Here is a 17,378-nt window from a genome sequence, read left to right as displayed (position 1 = left end):
GGAATACCGGACCGCGGTCCGGCAGTTCTCCCGAACATGAGCACACAGAACATCGTCATCTTCGGAGGCACCGGGTACGCCGGTGGACACATCGCCGCGCAGGCCGTCAAGCGCGGGCACCACGTCACGTCGTACAGCCGCAGCGGCGCCCCCGCCGAGCCCGTGGAGGGCGTCACCTACGAGACCGGTTCACTCGCCGACTCGGCGACCGTCGAGCAGGCCGCACGCGATGCCGACGTCATCGTCGTTGCCGTGCATGGCGCCGATGTCGACGGAAAGCCGCTGGTCGAGCTGGTCCCCGAGATCACCAGGGCCGCCATCGCCCACAACACCCGACTCGGCGTCGTCGGTGGTGCGGGCAGTGCGTTGGTCAGCGACGGCGGTCCCCGACTCGTCGACACGCCGGACTTCCACGACGACTGGAAGCCCGAAGCGCTCTCGCACGCCAAGGTCCTCGAGGCGTTGCGCACGAGCCCCGATGAACTGGACTGGTTCTACGTCTCCCCCGCCGCGCTGTTCGGTTCGTTCGCACCGGGTGAGGCCACCGGCTCATACCGGACAGGTGGCGACCTCCTCGTGACGAAGGAGGACGGCAGCTCCGAGATCTCCGGCGCCGACTTCGCGCTCGCGTTTGTCGACGAGATCGACGAACCCAAGCACCGCCGCCAGCGCTTCACCACCGGACACTGACGATTCGCGAGGACCTACACCGACGCCCGCACATCGCCGCCGATCATTAGTCGGCGGCGATGTCGGCGTGCTCCACTCGCAGGTTCTTCTTCAAGATCTTGCCCGACGGATTCTTCGGTAAGGCCTCGGCGAACACGACGAACTTCGGACGCTTGTAGGGCGCGAGGATCGCGGCGAGGTGCTCGGCTATGTCGGCCTCGGTGACGTCGACTCCGTCTTTGGGAACGACGACGGCGGTGACGGCCTCGATCCACTTCGGGTGCGGCACACCGAAGACCGCGACCTCGGCGACGGCGTCGTGTAGGTAGATCGCCTCCTCGACCTCGCGGGACGCAACGTTCTCGCCGCCCGTCTTGATCATGTCCTTCTTGCGGTCGACGACCGACAGGTAGCCGTCCTTGTCGATCACTCCGAGATCGCCGGAGTGGAACCACCCGTTGCGGAAGGCCTCGGCGGTCTTGTCGTCGTCCGCGTAATAGCCGAGCGCCGCGTGCGGACTGCGGTGCACGATCTCGCCCACCTCTCCTACGGGCACCGGATTGTCGTCGTCGTCGACGACCCGCGTCTCCACGTTGAGCGAGGCTCGGCCCGCGGAGCCAGCTCGATCGAGCTGTTCATGCGGCTGGAGAATCGTTGCCAGCGGCGACATCTCGGTCTGACCGTAGAAGTTCCACAGCCGAACGTCGGGCAGGCGGCGCGCGAGTTCACGCAGCACCTCGACGGGCATGGCAGCGGCACCGTAGTACCCCTTGCGCAGCGAGGACAGATCGCGGGTGTCGAAATCGGGGTGTCGCAACAGCGAGATCCACACCGTCGGCGGACAGAACAGCTTGGTCACGCGTTCGGACTCGATGGTCGCGAGGATAGTGGCCGCGTCGGGCGCAGGCAGGATGATGCTCGTCGCTCCGAGATAGACGTCGGTGGAGAAGAAGCAGTCCAACTGGGCGCAGTGATACATCGGCAGGGCGTGGATCTCGACGTCGACCCCTTCCATTCCGCCGTCGACGATGCACGATACGTACTGCGTCATGAGCGACTTACTCGACAGCAGAACACCTTTGGGCCGCGATTCGGTCCCCGATGTGTACATCATCCGGACCGGCTCGTCGTCGCCGACGAGGATGTCCGGTGGTGTGGCATCGCCCGCGGTCATCCATTCCTCGACGTGCTCCCACCCGTCGGGTGCCTGCGTTCCCGCGAGTGCGATCCACCCGCGGATCTCGACCGGGGTACCGGCCGCGGAGATCGCCTCGATGACGGTCTCCCCGAGCTTGTCCTCTGCGACGATGCCCGACGCTCCGCTGTGGTCGAGGATGTAGGCGATCTCGGAGACACCGAGCCCGAAGTTGATGGGCACCAGGATCGTGCCGATCCGTGCGCACGCGAAGTTGAGCACCGCGAACTGCCATGAGTTGTGGCTGATGAGCGCGAGTCGGTCACCGCGGCCGAGGCCGAGCGCGGTCAACGCATGGGCGCAGCGATTGACCGCGGCGTCGAATTCGCTGTAGGTGAGACGGACGTCGCCGTCGATGATCGCGGTCTTGTCGGGCGCACGCGCCGCCGTCCGGTGCAGCATGTCGCTGATCGTGTTGCTGCGCGCACTCGCAACTGCCGTCTGGGTGGACTCGCTGAATCCTGAACTCACGGTGTTTCCCTTCGTACGACTGGCTGCACCTCAAATTACTAGGTCATCCAAGTAAGTGGAAGGCCCCCGATGGCGACGCAACGCGGAAGGGATGGGCTCAGCGTGGAAGGATGCCGTCGAGCACGATGGAGAGATACTGCTTGGCGATGTCGTCGACGGAGAGCGATCCGCCGGGTCGGTACCAGCGGACCGCGACCCAGACCGTGTCACGCAGGAAGCGGTAGACCAACTCGATGTCGAGGTCTGACCGGAACTCGCCGTCGGCGACCCCGCGGGCCAGCACCGAATGCCAGAGTTCGCGGAACTCGACATTGCGCTCGTTGATGTAGGTGAAACGCTCTTGTCCTGCAAGATGTTTCGCCTCGTCCTGATAGATCGCGACCGCATTGCGCTGTGCGCCTATCGATTCGAATGACGTCACGACGAGTTCGCGCAACGTCTCGGTTGCCGACATGTCCGCCCCGGCGATCTCCTGGTACCGCGTGAACAGCGAATCGAGAAAGCTGCGCAGGATCTCGTCGACCATCGACTCCTTCGAATCGAAATGGTGATAGAGGCTGCCGGAGAGTATTCCTGCGGCGTCGGCGATGTCGCGAACCGTCGTCGACCGTAATCCCTGCTCCGCGAACATGCGGCCGGCCGTCGCCAACAACTCGTCCCGCCTGGTTGACCCGTTACGCGTCGCCACCCGCTCAGCCTAGCAAGCGCTTGGCTGATCTCGCGGAGTCCACCGATCGGCTGACGAAGAAGTAGTCGAGCGGTGGATTCGTTCGCGGCGGCCGACCGCGATCGTTGTATGCATGGCAATGATCGAGGTTGCGGGACTGACAAAGAGCTACGGCGACGAACAGGTCGTGCGGGGCGTCGACTTCGAGGTCGCAGAAGGCGAGATCTTCGGCATCCTCGGCCCCAACGGTGCGGGCAAGACCACCACGGTCGAATGTGTCGGCGGCCTTCGCATGCGTGACGGCGGCCGTGTGCGCGTCGCCGGTTTCGACCCCGCTGCTCAGGAGCGGGGGCTGCGGGAATCGCTCGGCATCCAACTGCAGGAGTCGCGCCTGCCCGACAAACAGACCGTCGGGGAGGCCATGCGGCTGTATGCCGGTTTCTACTCTCACCCACGCGACTGGCGTGAACTGCTCGATCGCCTGGGCATGAGTGGACACGAACGCACCTCTTTCGCCAGATTGTCCGGCGGACAGAAACAGCGGCTCTCGGTGGCCCTGGCCCTGATCGGCAATCCGAAGGTGGCCATCCTGGACGAGCTGACGACCGGGCTCGACCCGACTGCCCGTCGCGAGGTGTGGGGCCTGCTCGAAGACCTCAAGGACACCGGCGTGACCCTCCTCCTCGTCAGCCATTTCATGGAGGAGGCCGAACGTCTGTGTGACCGCGTCGCCGTGATCGACGCGGGACGTGTCGTCGCGCTCGACACACCCGCTGACCTCGCCACATCGGTCCAGGCCGACCAGCGGATGTCGTTCATCCCGACGTCTGCGGTCGACGTCGCGGCACTCGGCACGCTGCCCGACGTCCGCCGCGTCGAGCGGTCCGGCGAGCGGGTTCTGGTCACGGGCACCGACAATGTCGCCTCGGCGGTCATCATCGCGCTGCACGAGCGCGGTGTCGCGTGCCGCAAACTCCGCGTCGACCAACCGAACCTCGACGACGCGTTCCTCGCGCTCACACATGCAGATGCCGACACCGACGACACAGAAGGAGTACGACGATGAGCGCCACAACAGCGATGATCGGTTCCGAGGCGCGGCTGTTGGCCCGCAATCCGGGTGTCGTGATCTGGACGGTGTTGCTGCCGGTCGTCGCGTCGATCGTGCTCGCCTCGATTCCCGCGGCCCGCGAGCCGGTCGACGATTTCGGCGGATTGAGCGTGTTCCAGGTGTACCAACCGATACTCGTACTCTTCGTGCTCGCGATGCTCGCCGTCCAGGCGTTGCCCGATGTACTGACGCGGTACCGAGAAATGGGGATTCTCAAGCGGTTACGCACCACTCCTGCGTCACCAGGACTGCTGCTGGTCGCTCAGTTCGTGCTGATCTCAGCCGTCTCGATCGTCTGTCTCGCCGTGATCGTCGTGGTGCCCGGCATCATTTCGGGTCAGTGGCCGCGACATCCCGTCGGATTCGTCGTGAGTTACGTACTCACCGGCTCGGCATTTCTCGGTCTGGGGATGGTGATCGCCTCGCTGTTCCGGAACGCGAAGGTCGCGGCCGGGTTCGGCACCGCGGTGTTCTTCGTGTTGATGTTCTTCGCCGGACTGTGGATTCCGCGGTCGACGATGCCGGGGTGGATGCACGTCATCTCGAACCTGACCCCCTCGGGCGCAGGGACGCAGACCCTGGTCGACACCGCGACGACGGGGTGGCCCCCGGTCGGGTACTTCGGCACACTACTGGTGTGGGGCGTAGTGACCACCGCAATCGCGATCCGGACCTTCAAGTGGGAGTGACCAGCCCGTTCACCACCACGGCGCTCACACGCGGGCTGTTCCGCCGTGACCCAGGGCGCGAACCGCAGGGTCTCTGGCGCGACAACCGACCCGAGCTGACCTGGCCCGACACCATCGTGCCACCAGCCGCCGAGGTGTGGACCCTGCGCGCCCTCTACGTCGTCTCGCTGGTCGTGGCACAGCTCGTCCCGGCGTCGTTCACGCGGCATCTGGTGAGCGCGTCGGTGATGCTCGCGCTGATCGTCTTCACCGAGTTCTGGATTCGCGTCGACATCAGTGCCATGTGGCGGCGCGTTGCGATCGTCGTCGTCAACACGGCCCTGATCGCGACGGCCATCGCCGCGACACCGATAGCAGGTATCGCCTCCTGGGCCGGCTACATGCTCTACGCGTCGTTGTTCACCGGCTTCCCGATGCTGTTGTCCATCAGCGTGTCCTGTGTGCTCATGACTGCGACGCAGCGCTACGGCTGGCAGAACCTGGCCGACCCGTTATGGGCGTCGATCCTCGCGTGGATCCTGAACGTAGTGATCGGTGTCGCCTTCGTGGCCGTGATCGAGGCGCGCGAGACGTCGGTGATCCGCCGCAATCATCTCACCGAAGAACTACTCGCGGAGCGTTCGCGCAGCGCACATCTGCAGTCCGAGCTCGTCGAACAGGCGCGTCTGGCCGGTATCCGCGACGAACGTTCCCGACTCGCCCGCGAGTTGCACGACACCGTCGCACAGGGTTTCGTCGCCGTGGTCACCCAATTGGAGTCCGTCGACGAGAACGAATTGTCGCGCGCGACGCACGACCGGTTGGAGAACGCGAAAGCCCTGGCGCGTGAGGGTCTCGGTGAGGCGAGACGCGCGGTGAACGCTCTCCGCCCGGTGACACTCGACGCACAGTCGCTGCCGACCGCCGTACGCGAGCAGCTCTCCGCGTTCTCGCAACGCACTCGGGTCTCGGCGGTGCTTCGGGTGGATGGCGACGCCCGCGAACTCGCGGGTAGTGACGACTCGGTGCTGCGCATCCTCCAGGAATCCCTCGCGAACATCGCGAGGCACTCGGGGGCCCGGCACGTCGTGGTGACGCTCACCTATCTCGACGACATGCTGCTGCTCGACATCCGTGACGACGGATGCGGTTTCGACGTCGGTGCGGTGCAGCGTTCGATGCACGGCGGGTTCGGGCTGACGGGCATGTGCGAGCGCGCCGAACTACTCGGCGGGAGTGTCGTCGTCGAATCCGAGCCGAGGTCGGGTTGTGTGGTGTCGGTATCGATTCCGATCGCAACGCCGGGAGCACGCGCATGAATTCGGGGCCGAGAACCATCAGCATCGTCGTCGTCGACGATCATCCGGTCGTCCGTGACGGCATCCGGGGGATGCTCGAGCGCGAACCCGACATGGCCGTCGTCGGCGAGGCCTCGAGTGGCGACGAGGCGCTCGCCAGAATCGCTGCAGCGACACCTGATGTGGTGCTCATGGATCTGCGGATGCCGGGCTCCGACGGTGTCGACGCGATTCGCGCTCTCCGCGCCGCCGACTCACAGTGGCCGCGCATCCTGGTGCTGACGACCTACGACACCGATACCGACATCCACGCCGCCGTCGATGCGGGCGCCGACGGGTATCTCCTCAAAGCGACGCCCCGCGACGACCTGATCGCGGCGGTGCGCCGAGCGGCAGCAGGGCAGAGCGTCCTCGACCCGAAGGTCGCCGGCAGCCTGATGGGCCGCAACCGAGCCGACACCCTCACCGCACGAGAGCGAGAAGTGTTGCGTGCCATCGCCGGTGGTGGCACCAACCGGCAGGTGGCCGCCGAACTCATGATCAGCGAGGCGACGGTGAAAACGCACCTGTTGCGGCTCTACCCGAAACTCGGCGTCACCGATCGCGCCGCAGCGGTGCGGGTTGCGTTCGAACGGGGTCTGATCAGGTGACGAAGTAGTCGGCAAGTGTGACCATGGTGAGCCCGCGGTCTCTGATGATCTCGGCGAGTTGGGGATAGACGTGGGTCACCGCAGGATGGTTGGCGTGGCCGATCACCACGGCCTGTGTGCGAAAGTACATGCGCGCGTTGGCGAGTAGGTCCTGCTCTCGAATCACGCGTTCGTCGCCGAGGGTGCCGTACCACATCGTCGACGCCGTGTATCCCTGGTCGGCGGCGACGCGATCGACGACCGCGTTCCGATGCCCGTACGGCGGGCGGTAGAACGGCGTGCCGTCTACTCCGAAGGTGTTCCTCATGAAGCGCTTGTTGCGGTTGAGCTGCTCGGCGATCTCGCTCGCCGACAGCGACGTCAGCGAGGGATGCGTCCAGGTGTGGTTACACAACTGGATCTGTCCCGATTCCACCAGTGGCGCAAGTGAACTGCGATGGTCGGTCCAACTCTTGTAGACACCGGTCACGAAGAACGTGAAACGCGCGCCGGTGTCGTTCGCGAATTTGATATAGGCACCGACCACGTCCGAGCGCACACCGTCGTCGACGGTCAGTGCGAGATAGTTGCCGCGTCCGGGTAGCGCGGTAATCGGGTTGGCGGGGAGCGGAGACCTGCGCGGCACGATCGGAGCGGGTGCGAGCACGTCGGGAAGCGGGATCGGGAGTGTCGGATGCACAGGGAGGTCGGGGAACGGAAGGTTCTGCGACGCCGATGCTTTCGAACCAGACAAACCGGATATCGCAACGACGGTGCCTGCCGCCAGCGCTGTGAGGAAGTGGCGACGGTCCACGCGCCAAACTTAACAGGAGCATCAGTGACCTCACCAGTCACAGAACTGGCACAGATGGTTCATGGATGAGTAAACGCTAGCCGCATTTCGGACAGCGTCTACCCGTCCAGATGTCACCCGAGCAGACGGTTCAGCGTTTGCGCGCCTTCTTCTGCGCGCGCTTGGTGAGCGCGCTCCACATCTTGAGCTGCCCCTTCGCCATGCGCTTGTCGCGCGCGGTGAACGGTGGCGAGATCATCTCCGCGACCGTGACCGGCATCGTCGAGAATGCCACTGCGCGTGCATGACTGAAGGTCTCGAAGCCGGTCTTGCCGTGGTAGGCACCCATGCCGCTGCGGCCGACACCACCGAACGGCAACTCCGCACCGAACATGTGCAGCGCGAAATCGTTGCCGTTGATCGAGCCGCTCCTGGTGTTGTCGGCGAGACGCTTGAAGTTGTCGTTGTCGTCGCCGCACCAGTACATCGTCAGCGGATGCGGGTTCGACGCGATGTGTGTGATCGCTTCCGTCAGATCACGGTACGGGTAGACACTCAACACGGGTCCGAAAACCTCGTCCTCGGCGATCTTCATGCCTGCCTTCACCCCGGTCAGCAGTGTCGGCGGGATCTTGCGCCGCTCCGCGGACGGAAGTTGCTCCCCGCCCGGTATGACCTGCCGCTTCTGTGCCCCCAGCTCGACGGCGTCGTCGATCAGGCCGACGATGCGGTCGTAGTTCTTCTGGTTGATCGTCGAGGTGTAGTCGGGGTTGTCGTAGATCGTCGGGAAGTTCTCGGTCCAGTGCCCGATGACGGTGTCGACGAACTCGTCCAGCGCAGCCTCGGGGACGAAGACATAGTCCGGGCACAGGCACACCTGACCACCGTTGGCCATACGGGCGTCGGCGAGCATCTTCGCGGCCTTGCCGATGTCGGCGGAGACGTCGACGACCGCAGGATTCTTGCCGCCGAGTTCGAGAGTCACCGGGACGAGGTTCTTGGCCGCTTCCTGCGCCACCGACGAACCGACCTCGGGCGAACCGGTGAAGAACATGTGGTCGACGGTGAGTTTCGCGAAGTCGGAACCCGAACCGTGCGCTGGTGTGATGACCGCGAGCTCTTCGATCGAGAAGTAGTCGGTCGCGAGTCGTGCGATCAGCTCGGTGGTGCGGGCAGTGATCGACGAGGGCCGCATCAGCACCCGATTACCCGCCGCAAAGGCCGACGCGGCAGGCACAAACGTCAGCTGGAGCGGAAAGTTCCACGGCCCCATGATGCCGACGACGCCCAGCGGATCGTGGCGCACGCGCTGCTTGAATCCGATCAGTCCCTGCACTCGCGCCGACGGCGTCTCCTTCATCCACTCCTTGACGCCACGCCGCTGATGTGTGATGTCGATCAGGCATCCCGCGACATCGGCCGTGATGCTCAGTTCGGCTGGACGAGTACCGAAGTCGGCTGTCAGGGCGGCGCAGATCTCTTCAGAGTTGTCGAGCAGCAGCGAACCGAGTCGGGTGATGCGATCGATGCGCGTATTGGCGTCGGGGATGCCGTCACGCAGGAATGCGGCCTGCTGGATCTCGAGGAGTTCGGTCATCGAATGGGCTTCCGACGAGACCCCTTTCTCGATGCGCCTTCCGGCTCCGGTCGTCGCATCCGCAGGCTTGGTCATGATGGCTCCTTGCCGGTTCACTGATGGTCGGGGCACCGTCGCGTGAGACGACACCCGACATGCGTATCACCATGCTATGTCGCCGGTCACATCTTGGCGAGAGTGGGGTCCGGGCCTCGTCTGTCAGTTCTGTCAGCCCAAGCGCTCGATGATCGTGACGTTCGCGGTGCCGCCGCCCTCACACATGGTCTGGAGACCGTAGCGGCCGCCGGTCCGCTCCAACTCGCTCAGCAGAGTCGCGAAGAGCTTCGCACCTGTGGCGCCGAGTGGATGTCCGAGCGCGATCGCACCACCGTTCGGGTTGACCCTCGCAGGGTCGGCACCGGTCTCCTTCAACCAGGCAAGGACCACCGAGGCAAATGCCTCGTTGATCTCGACGACGTCGATGTCGTCGATGCTCAGGCCGGCCTTGGCAAGGGCGTACTTGGTCGCGGGAATGGGAGCCGACAGCATCATCACCGGGTCGTCACCGCGGACCGAGAGGTGATGGATGCGGGCGCGCGGTGTCAGTCCGTACTCGGCAAGTGCCTTCTCGCTGACCACCAGAGCGGCCGACGCCCCGTCGGAGATCTGCGACGCGACCGCTGCCGTCAGTCGCGACCCCTCGGCGAGGGGAGCCAGTCCGGCCATCTTCTCCAGTGACGTCTCGCGCGGGCATTCGTCGACCACACAATCGCCCAGGGCGACAGTCTCGTCGTCGAACCGCCCTGCGGCGATGGCGGCCTTCGCCCGCTGATGAGACTGCAGCGCCCAGGCCTCCATGTCCTCGCGGCTGATGTCCCACGTGCGTGCCATCTGGTCCGCCCCGACGAACTGGGAGACCTCGGCATCACCGAATCGTTCGCGCCAGCCCACGGATTCCGCTGTCGGCGTGCTGAATCCGAACTCCTGACCGGCAATCATCGCCTGCGAGATGGGGATGGCGCTCATGTTCTGCACACCACCGACCACCACGACGTCCTGGGTCCCACTCATCACGCCCTGCGCCGCGAAGTGGATTGCCTGCTGACTCGAGCCGCACTGCCGGTCGACGGTCGTCCCGGGCACCTCGAGAGGCATCCCGGCCGCGAGCCACGCGGTGCGTCCGATGTTGCCGGCCTGCGGACCGATGGCGTCGACGCACCCGAAGACGACGTCGTCGACAACTGCCGGGTCGATTCCCGTGCGCTCGACCAACGCGCGGATGACGTGCGCCCCCATGTCAGCCGGGTGCGTTTTCGCCAGCGACCCGTTGCGTTTGCCGACCGGTGTACGGATCGCATCCACGATGTATGCCTGCGGTGTGCTCATGAAAACTCCTGTGGTGATGGAAGGTTGACGCCGCTCAGGCGCGCTGACTGGAGATGGACACCACCTCGCCGGTGAGATACGTGGTGTAGTCGCTGGCGAGCATCGCGATCGTGGCTGCTATCTCCCACACTTCGGCCGCTCGGCCGTACGCCTCGCGCTGCGCGAGTTCGTCGAGAAGTTCGTCGCTGGTCACCTTCGCGAGGAACGGATGCTTCGCGATCGACGGTGCAACGGCGTTGATGCGCACACCGGCGTCGGCTGCTTCGACGGCCGAGCACCGCGTCAGCGCCATCACTCCCGCCTTGGCCGCTGCGTAATGCGCCTGTCCGCGTTGGGCTCGCCAGCCGAGGACCGACGCGTTGTTGACGATCACCCCGCCATGTTCGACAGCGCGGAAGTAGCGCAACGCCGCGCGGGTGGCGCGAAAGGTGCCGGTGAGCGTGATGTCGATGACGCGGTCCCACTCCTCGTCGGTCATGTCGGCGACCGGTGTCTCGCCACCGAGCCCCGCATTGTTGACCAACACGTCGATACGTCCGAGTCTGTCTGCGGCACCCGAGATCAGCGCGTCGACGTCGGCGGTGGACTGCACGTTGCACACCACCTGCTCGACGGTCTGACCGTCGAACTCTCTGCGGAGTTCGTCCGCCGCCTCGCCGAGTCGACGCTCATGCCAGTCACTCAGCACGACGTCGGCACCCTCGAGCAGCGCTCGGCGCGCCGTCGCGAATCCGATACCGGTACCCGCCGCGGCCGTCACGACCACCTTGCGTCCCAAGAGCAATCCGTGGCCGGGTGTTTCCTCGGGAGGCGTACCCAACGGGGATCGTGTCCGATCGAGCGATCCCGATGTCGTCTGCGTCATTGCGCGTGAACCTCCTCTGTCGGCACGCTCGTGCCTCGCTGTGCCCATCTCATGCTCGTGCCTCGCTGTGCCGATCTCATGCTCGTGCCTCGCTGTGCCGATCTCATGCTCGTGCCTCGCGGGGAAGGCCGAGAACACGCTCGGCGATGATGTTGCGCTGCACTTCGTTCGAGCCGCCGTAGATGGTGTCGGCGCGGGTAAACAGGAACAACCGCTGCCACTCGTCGAGTTCGACATGCTCCGGGTCGGCGATCTCGTTACGGCGTCCCTCGACCGTTTCTGTTGGCCCGATCAACGACGCGGGGCCCGCCACGGCCATTGCCAGCTCCCCGAGGTCGCGATGCCAATTGGCCCACAACAGTTTTGCGACCGACGCAGCGCCGGCAGCGGCGGCCGCACCCCACGTGCCGCCGGACGACGCCGCGTCCCCGTCGAGGGTCCGCTGAGCGTTGGCCCTCATCGCACGTAGCCGGATCCGGGCTCGGACGAGGCGTGTGGCGATCTCGGGATCGTCGAGCGTGCCGTTGGCCCTTGCCATCTCGGTCACTGAGTCGAGTTCGCGGGCAAATCCCACCTGCTGACCGAGTGTCGAGACGCCGCGTTCGAACTGCAGCAGTCCCATGGCGACGGCCCAACCCTCGCCCGGCGCACCGACGATCAGGTCGGCCTCGGTGGTCGCGTCGTCGAAGAAGACCTCGTTGAACTCCGACGTGCCGGTCAACTGTTGGATGGGACGAACCGTGACGCCCGACTGATCGAGCGGCACGAGGAGGAAGCTCAGACCCTTGTGCCGCGACGAGCCCGGCTCGCTGCGCGCTACGACGAACACCCACTGTGCGACGTGGGCGAGCGAGGTCCATATCTTCTGCCCGTTCACGTGCCAGCGACCATCGTCGGCCAACCGTGCGGTGGTGGACACCGCTGCCAGATCAGACCCCGCGCCCGGCTCGGAGTATCCCTGCGCCCAGAGCTCGGTGACGTCGACGATGCCGGGGAGGAAGCGCTGCTTCTGTTCCTCGGTGCCGAACTCGATCAGCGTCGGGCCGAGAAGTTCCTCTCCGAGGTGATTCACCCGCGCAGGCGCATTCGCACGCGCATACTCCTGATGAAAGATGATTCGTTGCTCGAGTGTCGCGCCCCGGCCCCCGTACCTCGTGGGCCACCCGAGGCATGTCCACCCCGACGCCGCGAGGTGCCGGTCCCATGCCAGACGCTCGGCGAAGAACTCGTGCTCACTCCCCGGACCGCCCCTGCCCTTGAGGAGGGCGAACTCGCCGACGAGATTGTCCGCGAGCCACTCGCGGACAATCTGGGTGAACTCCGATGTGGAGTCCGGGGTGCGTCGAGCCCATTCACCCAGGTCAACGGTCCGATCGGCGAGGTTGATCGACGTCATGGTCGCTAGCATAACCTACCAAGCATTTGCTAGGTTTGGGACATGGAGGCGACGGTGACCAACGGCGGCGACGCTCAGTCAGCGGCAGAAGGCGCACACTCGGCGGCAGAGAGCGCACGCTCGGCAGCAGAGAGCGCCCAGTCGACACCGGCGGCGCTGGCACACGCGGCACGTACGTGGCCGTCTCAGCAGGCCGTCGTCGACACCCAGTGGGGCCAGACGGTCGAGCTGACCTATGCGGACCTGCTGGAGCGGGTACGCGATTTCGCCGCAGCGCTCGTCGCCTCGGGATTCAGTCCGGGTGACCGGGGGGCCATCTGGTCGCCCAACAGCTACCACTGGCCCATCGCAGCGCTCGGCATCCAGTACGCAGGCGGGGTGCTGGTACCCCTCAACACCCGGTACACGACCACCGAGGCCGTCGACGTGATCGAGCGGTCGCAGGTCGCGGCGGTCGTCGTGTCCGGAGATTTCCTCGGAGTCGATCATGCCGACGACCTGCTCGCCGAGCATCGTCGATCGCTGCCCGAACTCGTCGTCCGCGTGCCGCTCGGGGAGTCGACCAATGCGCCCGAAGGAGCCGTCGACTGGTCGTCCTTCCTGGCGCGTGGGAATGCGCAGACACGTGCGGAGGCGGATCGTCGAGCAGCAGCTGTCGCACCAGACGACATCTCCGACATCCTGTTCACCTCGGGAACCACCGGGAAGTCGAAAGGTGTTCTGGCAGAGCATCAGCAGACCATCGCGGGCTCGCGCGCATGGGGGGCCAACGGACGCCTGAGCCCAACCGATCGCTACCTGATGGTCAACCCGTACTTCCACACCTTCGGATACAAGGCGGGCATCCTTCCGTCGATCCTGTTCGGCGCGACGATGATTCCACTCGCGGTCTACTCCCCCGCCGACGCCATGCGGCTCGTCGAATCACAGCGTGCGACCGTGTTCCCCGGAGCGCCGACGATCTTCCAGACCATCCTCGACGATCCGTCACGTCCCGATCACGACCTGTCGTCGCTCCGGCTGGTGGTCACCGGTGCAGCTATCGTGCCCGTGGTCCTTGTCGAACGCATTCAACGCGACCTCGGTGTCGACACGGTGATCACCGCATACGGACAGACCGAGTCGAGTGGGTTCATCTCCACCTGCCGACCGGACGACGACGATGTCACGGTGGCCACGACGTGCGGGCGTGCGTTCGAGGGGATGGAGATCGCACTGTCCGATCAGGGCGAGGTTCTCGCCCGCGGAGCGATGGTCATGCGTGGATACCTCGACGATCCAGCAGCAACCACCGCGACCATAGACGCCGACGGCTGGTTGCACACCGGTGACGTCGGGGTCATCGACGAACGCGGGAATCTCCGGATCACCGACCGACTCAAGGACATGTACATCTGCGGCGGCTTCAACGTCTACCCCGCCGAGGTCGAGCAGGCGCTCGCCCGCCTCGACGGGGTGACCGAAACCGCTGTCATCGGGGTGCACGACGACAGACTCGGAGAGGTCGGCCGTGCATTCGTAGCCCTTCGCGAGGGCGCCACGCTCACCGAGGACGACGTACTCACCTACGCCCGCACACATTTGGCCAACTTCAAAGTGCCGCGCTCGGTGGTGTTCGTCGACGGATTCCCACGCAACGCGTCTGGCAAGATCCTCAAACGCGAACTGCACTGACACGCCGTCGGGGACCTAGACGTGTCCCCGGATCATGGCGTCGCCTGCGCGGCAGCCCATTCCGCGACGCGGCGGGCGCTTTCCTCCTCGGAGAGATCCTCGACGCGGGTCATCACCGACCAGCGCACGCCGAACGGGTCGAGCACCGACGCGAACCTGTCGCCCGAGACGAACGTCGTGAGCGGTTCACGGATCGTCGCGCCGGCCGCCTCGGCCCTGGCGACCACGTCGTCGGCGTCGGCACAGTAGAACCCCAACGAGTAGCAGGCCGCGGGGCCGTCAGGTGCCGGTATCAGCCCGTACGCTTCGTTGGGTTCACCGAGTTGCAGGTGGCCCGTACCGAAGTCGAGGTCGGCATGTGCGACCACACCGTCGAATTCGGTCACGTCGACGACACGTGCGCCGAACACGCTGGCGTAGAAGTCGATTGCCTGCTGAGCGCGCGGTACGACGAGGAACGGGGTCAGACTCGTGAGCCCGTGTGGAATGCCGTCGGTGGTGTGCGCGCCGGTGACGCCGTGCAGAGTGGAGCCGGTGGCGTTCTCTTGTCCGGTGGCGTTCTCGTGTGATGTCATGCTCGTCACGGTAGGGATGGCGCGCGCCACAAGGCTTGTAGATTTGCGACGACTATCGTGGAGTCCATGCCCGCCCGCGGAGCGCACCACACCGGCGGCCCCGACACGCGCGGGGTGCTCTACCCCGCCCGCCTCCCCACCTTCGACCGCCTCGCCGCGGCCGACGACCTCGCACCGATCGTCGCGTGGTTCTGGATACCGCAGTGGAATCTCGCGCCGGGCAGGACCTCGAGGCAGAATGTCCTGCCGTTTCCCGCATGCAACCTCGTCGTCGAACCCGAAGGTGTCACGATCGTCGGTCCGACGACGCGATGCTCGCATCGGGATCTGACGGGAATGGGGTGGGCAGTAGGTGCGCTGCTGCGGCCGGCAGGCGCTGCGGCGCTCGACATATCCCCGCGGGAACTGCGCGACGACGCCCGCCAGTACCACGCCACCGAACTGTTCGACTCCATCTCTGCCGCAATGAGTGTCGAGTCGCCAGACATCGCCGAAGCCGCGTCTCGCTTCTCGTCGTGGCTGCGCGAGCGGACGACGAGAGCGCCGGATTCGGCGCTACTCGCCAATGAGATGGTGGACCTGATAGCGGCCGACCGCAGCATCATTCGCGTCGACGATCTCGCCCGGCGATTGTCGATGTCCGTGCGCAGCGTCCAACGTGTGGCCGATCGGCACATCGGGCTCTCGCCGCTCGCGGTGATCCGGCGATACCGATTGCAGGAGGCCGCTGAGCGTCTGCGCGCTGATCCCGAGATCACCCTTGCCGAGGTCGCCGCCGATCTCGCATACACCGACCAGGCGCACTTCTCGGCCGACTTTCGTCACACGCTCGGACTGCCTCCCGGCGAGTACCGACGCAGCGTCGAGAAGGCTGTGGACTCGTGACCGACACGGAGCCAACCGAGGAACTGCTCGCCGGGGTCGGCGTCATCGATCCGGCCACTCCCACGCGGAGAATCGTCACGCATGGTGCGGTGATCATTCTCAACGGCGACCGCGCATGGAAGTTCAAACGGCCGGTTCGGTTGCGCTACTTCGACTTCAGCACCCCACAACGTCGTCGAGATGCGCTCGACGACGAGCTCCGGCTCAACCGCCGCTTCGCACCTGATCTCTACGTGGCAGTGCACACCATCCGCCGCAGCGCGAACGGTGCGCTCTCGCTTGACGGTTCCGGCGAGGTCGTTGACCACGTGCTCGAGATGAAACGATTCGACGACGATGCGCTGCTCATCACGCACGCGCATTCAGGGGGTCTCAGCGACGAGTTGCTGCAGCGGCTCGCGGTGCGGATCGTCGCGCTCCATCGCACGTCGGAAACCAGTGAGGATCCGCTTGGGGCACAACGACTACAGGACGTCGTCGACGGGAATCTCGCGAGTATGTCGGTGTTCCCGCAGATCATCGACCCCGCTGCGGCAACCGAACTCACCGACCGCATCACGGCATTGGTCACCGAGCATCGCGAACTGCTCGACGAACGGGCGCGTGCCGGTCGAGTACGCCGCTGCCATGGCGACCTGCATCTCGCGAACGTCGCGATCATCGACGGCGAGCCGACTCCGTTCGACTGCCTGGAATTCGACGCCGAGATGGCCACCACCGATGTTTTGTACGACCTTGCGTTTCTCGCGATGGATCTCTGGGCGCGTGGGCTGCGCCACGAGGCCAACGTCGTCGTCAACACATACTTCGACCACGCGGACGTCGACGGTCGGACCGATGACGAGCGCGCGTTCTGCCTCTTGCCGGTGATGCTCGCGGTGCGTGCGACGGTTCGTGCACATGTCGCGGCCGCCGAAGGAGACGTCGCGCAGGCGCACGAGTACTTCTCTCTCGCACGGGGATTCACAGAGTCCCACACGCCCAGACTCATCGCGATCGGCGGCGGGTCGGGGACCGGGAAGTCGACCATCGCGCGAGCGATCGGCGGCAGCGTCGATCCCGCACCCGGCGCGCGCATCCTGCGGACCGACGTGCTCCGCAAGAGGCTCGCAGGCGTGAGCATCGAGGACGAACTCCCACGTTCGGCGTACACGGACTCAGCCCGGGCTGCGGTCTACACCGGGATGTTTCGTGTTGCCGAGGAGGACCTCACCGCGGGGATGAGCGTGATCGCCGACGCCGTGTTCGGTCGGACGAACCAGTCCGCCTCGATAGCCGACGTCGCCCGCCACGCGGGCGTCGACTTCACCGGTATCTGGCTGGAACTGTCCGAGGCGGAACGCATCTCACGAATCGAGCACCGCGAGGCGGATGCCTCCGACGCCGACGCCGACGTCGCCCGCAGGCAGACCGCGACTCTGGAACCGCCCAGTGGTGAATGGCGGCGGGTCGAGTCCTCCGGCGACATCGCGACCGTGGTCGCCGCGTGTGGATTCGACGACGAGACGTCCTGAGTGCCG

Annotated in this window: 16 protein-coding genes; 8 read left to right on the top strand and 8 right to left on the bottom strand. The window is 65.6% G+C overall.

Annotated elements, in window-relative coordinates:
• Positions 1-36: 36 nt before the first annotated feature.
• Positions 37-690, top strand: a complete 654-nt coding sequence (locus LK459_RS13685) for an NAD(P)-dependent oxidoreductase (protein WP_227918902.1) — start codon at positions 37-39, stop codon at positions 688-690.
• Between the two features lie 46 nt (positions 691-736).
• Here the strand turns inward: LK459_RS13685 and LK459_RS13680 are convergent, their stop codons facing one another.
• On the bottom strand, positions 737-2,335 hold the full coding sequence (locus LK459_RS13680; protein WP_227918900.1) for an acyl-CoA synthetase: 1,599 nt from the start codon (positions 2,333-2,335) through the stop codon (positions 737-739).
• 97 nt (positions 2,336-2,432) lie between these two features.
• On the bottom strand, positions 2,433-2,966 hold the full coding sequence (locus tag LK459_RS13675) for a TetR/AcrR family transcriptional regulator (RefSeq protein ID WP_265416876.1): 534 nt from the start codon (positions 2,964-2,966) through the stop codon (positions 2,433-2,435).
• 169 nt (positions 2,967-3,135) lie between these two features.
• Here LK459_RS13675 and LK459_RS13670 point away from each other — a divergent pair, with 169 nt between their 5' ends.
• The 4 genes from LK459_RS13670 to LK459_RS13655 are packed head-to-tail and all read left to right on the top strand — an operon-like array spanning position 3,136 to position 6,729.
• On the top strand, positions 3,136-4,068 hold the full coding sequence (locus LK459_RS13670; protein WP_227918896.1) for an ABC transporter ATP-binding protein: 933 nt from the start codon (positions 3,136-3,138) through the stop codon (positions 4,066-4,068).
• A complete protein-coding gene (locus LK459_RS13665) occupies positions 4,065-4,802 on the top strand; it encodes an ABC transporter permease (RefSeq protein ID WP_227918895.1) in 738 nt (245 codons plus the stop codon). The genes LK459_RS13670 and LK459_RS13665 overlap by 4 nt, the downstream gene beginning before the upstream one ends.
• The gene (locus LK459_RS13660) at positions 4,793-6,100 is read left to right on the top strand and encodes a sensor histidine kinase (protein WP_051997833.1); all 1,308 of its coding nucleotides are present in this window, start codon (positions 4,793-4,795) and stop codon (positions 6,098-6,100) included. The genes LK459_RS13665 and LK459_RS13660 overlap by 10 nt, the downstream gene beginning before the upstream one ends.
• Entirely contained in the window at positions 6,097-6,729 is a 633-nt protein-coding gene (locus LK459_RS13655) for a response regulator (protein ID WP_227918893.1), read from the top strand. Before LK459_RS13660 ends, LK459_RS13655 begins: the two co-directional genes overlap by 4 nt.
• Here the strand turns inward: LK459_RS13655 and LK459_RS13650 are convergent.
• From LK459_RS13650 to LK459_RS13630, 5 genes are all read right to left on the bottom strand, one after another.
• Entirely contained in the window at positions 6,722-7,522 is an 801-nt protein-coding gene (locus tag LK459_RS13650) for a polysaccharide deacetylase family protein (RefSeq protein WP_227918891.1), read from the bottom strand. The genes LK459_RS13655 and LK459_RS13650 overlap by 8 nt on opposite strands.
• A 130-nt stretch (positions 7,523-7,652) precedes the next feature.
• On the bottom strand, positions 7,653-9,173 hold the full coding sequence (locus LK459_RS13645) for an aldehyde dehydrogenase family protein (protein WP_227918889.1): 1,521 nt from the start codon (positions 9,171-9,173) through the stop codon (positions 7,653-7,655).
• Positions 9,174-9,305: 132 nt separating this feature from the next.
• The gene (locus tag LK459_RS13640) at positions 9,306-10,463 is read right to left on the bottom strand and encodes an acetyl-CoA C-acetyltransferase (protein ID WP_227918887.1); all 1,158 of its coding nucleotides are present in this window, start codon (positions 10,461-10,463) and stop codon (positions 9,306-9,308) included.
• Positions 10,464-10,497: 34 nt separating this feature from the next.
• Positions 10,498-11,328 carry an SDR family oxidoreductase gene (locus LK459_RS13635; RefSeq protein WP_227918886.1) on the bottom strand — a complete coding sequence of 277 codons (831 nt, stop codon included), beginning with the start codon at positions 11,326-11,328 and terminating at the stop codon, positions 10,498-10,500.
• Between the two features lie 103 nt (positions 11,329-11,431).
• Positions 11,432-12,724: an acyl-CoA dehydrogenase family protein gene (locus LK459_RS13630; RefSeq protein WP_227918884.1), complete on the bottom strand. Its 1,293-nt coding sequence runs from the start codon at positions 12,722-12,724 to the stop codon at positions 11,432-11,434.
• Positions 12,725-12,766: 42 nt separating this feature from the next.
• On the opposite strand from LK459_RS13630, the gene LK459_RS13625 reads away from it, so the two are divergent.
• A complete protein-coding gene (locus LK459_RS13625; RefSeq protein WP_227918882.1) occupies positions 12,767-14,398 on the top strand; it encodes a FadD3 family acyl-CoA ligase in 1,632 nt (543 codons plus the stop codon).
• Positions 14,399-14,430: 32 nt separating this feature from the next.
• Here LK459_RS13625 and LK459_RS13620 read toward each other — a convergent pair whose 3' ends face one another.
• The gene (locus LK459_RS13620; RefSeq protein WP_227918880.1) at positions 14,431-14,973 is read right to left on the bottom strand and encodes a VOC family protein; all 543 of its coding nucleotides are present in this window, start codon (positions 14,971-14,973) and stop codon (positions 14,431-14,433) included.
• Positions 14,974-15,039: 66 nt separating this feature from the next.
• Between LK459_RS13620 and LK459_RS13615 the strand changes: the two genes are divergently transcribed.
• Together LK459_RS13615 and LK459_RS13610 are read left to right on the top strand one after the other, a co-directional pair.
• Positions 15,040-15,858 (top strand): helix-turn-helix domain-containing protein, encoded by an 819-nt coding sequence (locus LK459_RS13615; RefSeq protein ID WP_227918879.1) that lies wholly within the window; start codon positions 15,040-15,042, stop codon positions 15,856-15,858.
• The gene (locus LK459_RS13610; protein WP_227918877.1) at positions 15,855-17,372 is read left to right on the top strand and encodes a bifunctional aminoglycoside phosphotransferase/ATP-binding protein; all 1,518 of its coding nucleotides are present in this window, start codon (positions 15,855-15,857) and stop codon (positions 17,370-17,372) included. Before LK459_RS13615 ends, LK459_RS13610 begins: the two co-directional genes overlap by 4 nt.
• Positions 17,373-17,378: the final 6 nt, after the last annotated feature.

The sequence above is a fragment of the Gordonia otitidis genome, from assembly GCF_020735545.1.
Taxonomy (GTDB): Bacteria; Actinomycetota; Actinomycetes; order Mycobacteriales; family Mycobacteriaceae; genus Gordonia; species Gordonia otitidis.
The sequence above is the reverse complement of the archived record's forward strand: the minus strand, read 5'-3'. Positions and strand labels throughout refer to the sequence as shown.

Bases quoted from the DNA above. Each gene is read 5' to 3' on its own strand.
- LK459_RS13630 (WP_227918884.1), bottom strand. From the start codon at position 12,724: ATGACGTCGATCAACCTCGCCGATCGGACCGTTGACCTGGGTGAATGG.
- LK459_RS13655 (WP_227918893.1), top strand. From the start codon at position 6,097: ATGAATTCGGGGCCGAGAACCATCAGCATCGTCGTCGTCGACGATCAT.
- LK459_RS13635 (WP_227918886.1), bottom strand. From the start codon at position 11,328: ATGACGCAGACGACATCGGGATCGCTCGATCGGACACGATCCCCGTTG.
- LK459_RS13615 (WP_227918879.1), top strand. From the start codon at position 15,040: ATGCCCGCCCGCGGAGCGCACCACACCGGCGGCCCCGACACGCGCGGG.
- LK459_RS13645 (WP_227918889.1), bottom strand. From the start codon at position 9,173: ATGACCAAGCCTGCGGATGCGACGACCGGAGCCGGAAGGCGCATCGAG.
- LK459_RS13640 (WP_227918887.1), bottom strand. From the start codon at position 10,463: ATGAGCACACCGCAGGCATACATCGTGGATGCGATCCGTACACCGGTC.
- LK459_RS13670 (WP_227918896.1), top strand. From the start codon at position 3,136: ATGGCAATGATCGAGGTTGCGGGACTGACAAAGAGCTACGGCGACGAA.
- LK459_RS13625 (WP_227918882.1), top strand. From the start codon at position 12,767: ATGGAGGCGACGGTGACCAACGGCGGCGACGCTCAGTCAGCGGCAGAA.
- LK459_RS13675 (WP_265416876.1), bottom strand. From the start codon at position 2,966: ATGTTCGCGGAGCAGGGATTACGGTCGACGACGGTTCGCGACATCGCC.
- LK459_RS13685 (WP_227918902.1), top strand. From the start codon at position 37: ATGAGCACACAGAACATCGTCATCTTCGGAGGCACCGGGTACGCCGGT.
- LK459_RS13665 (WP_227918895.1), top strand. From the start codon at position 4,065: ATGAGCGCCACAACAGCGATGATCGGTTCCGAGGCGCGGCTGTTGGCC.
- LK459_RS13620 (WP_227918880.1), bottom strand. From the start codon at position 14,973: ATGACATCACACGAGAACGCCACCGGACAAGAGAACGCCACCGGCTCC.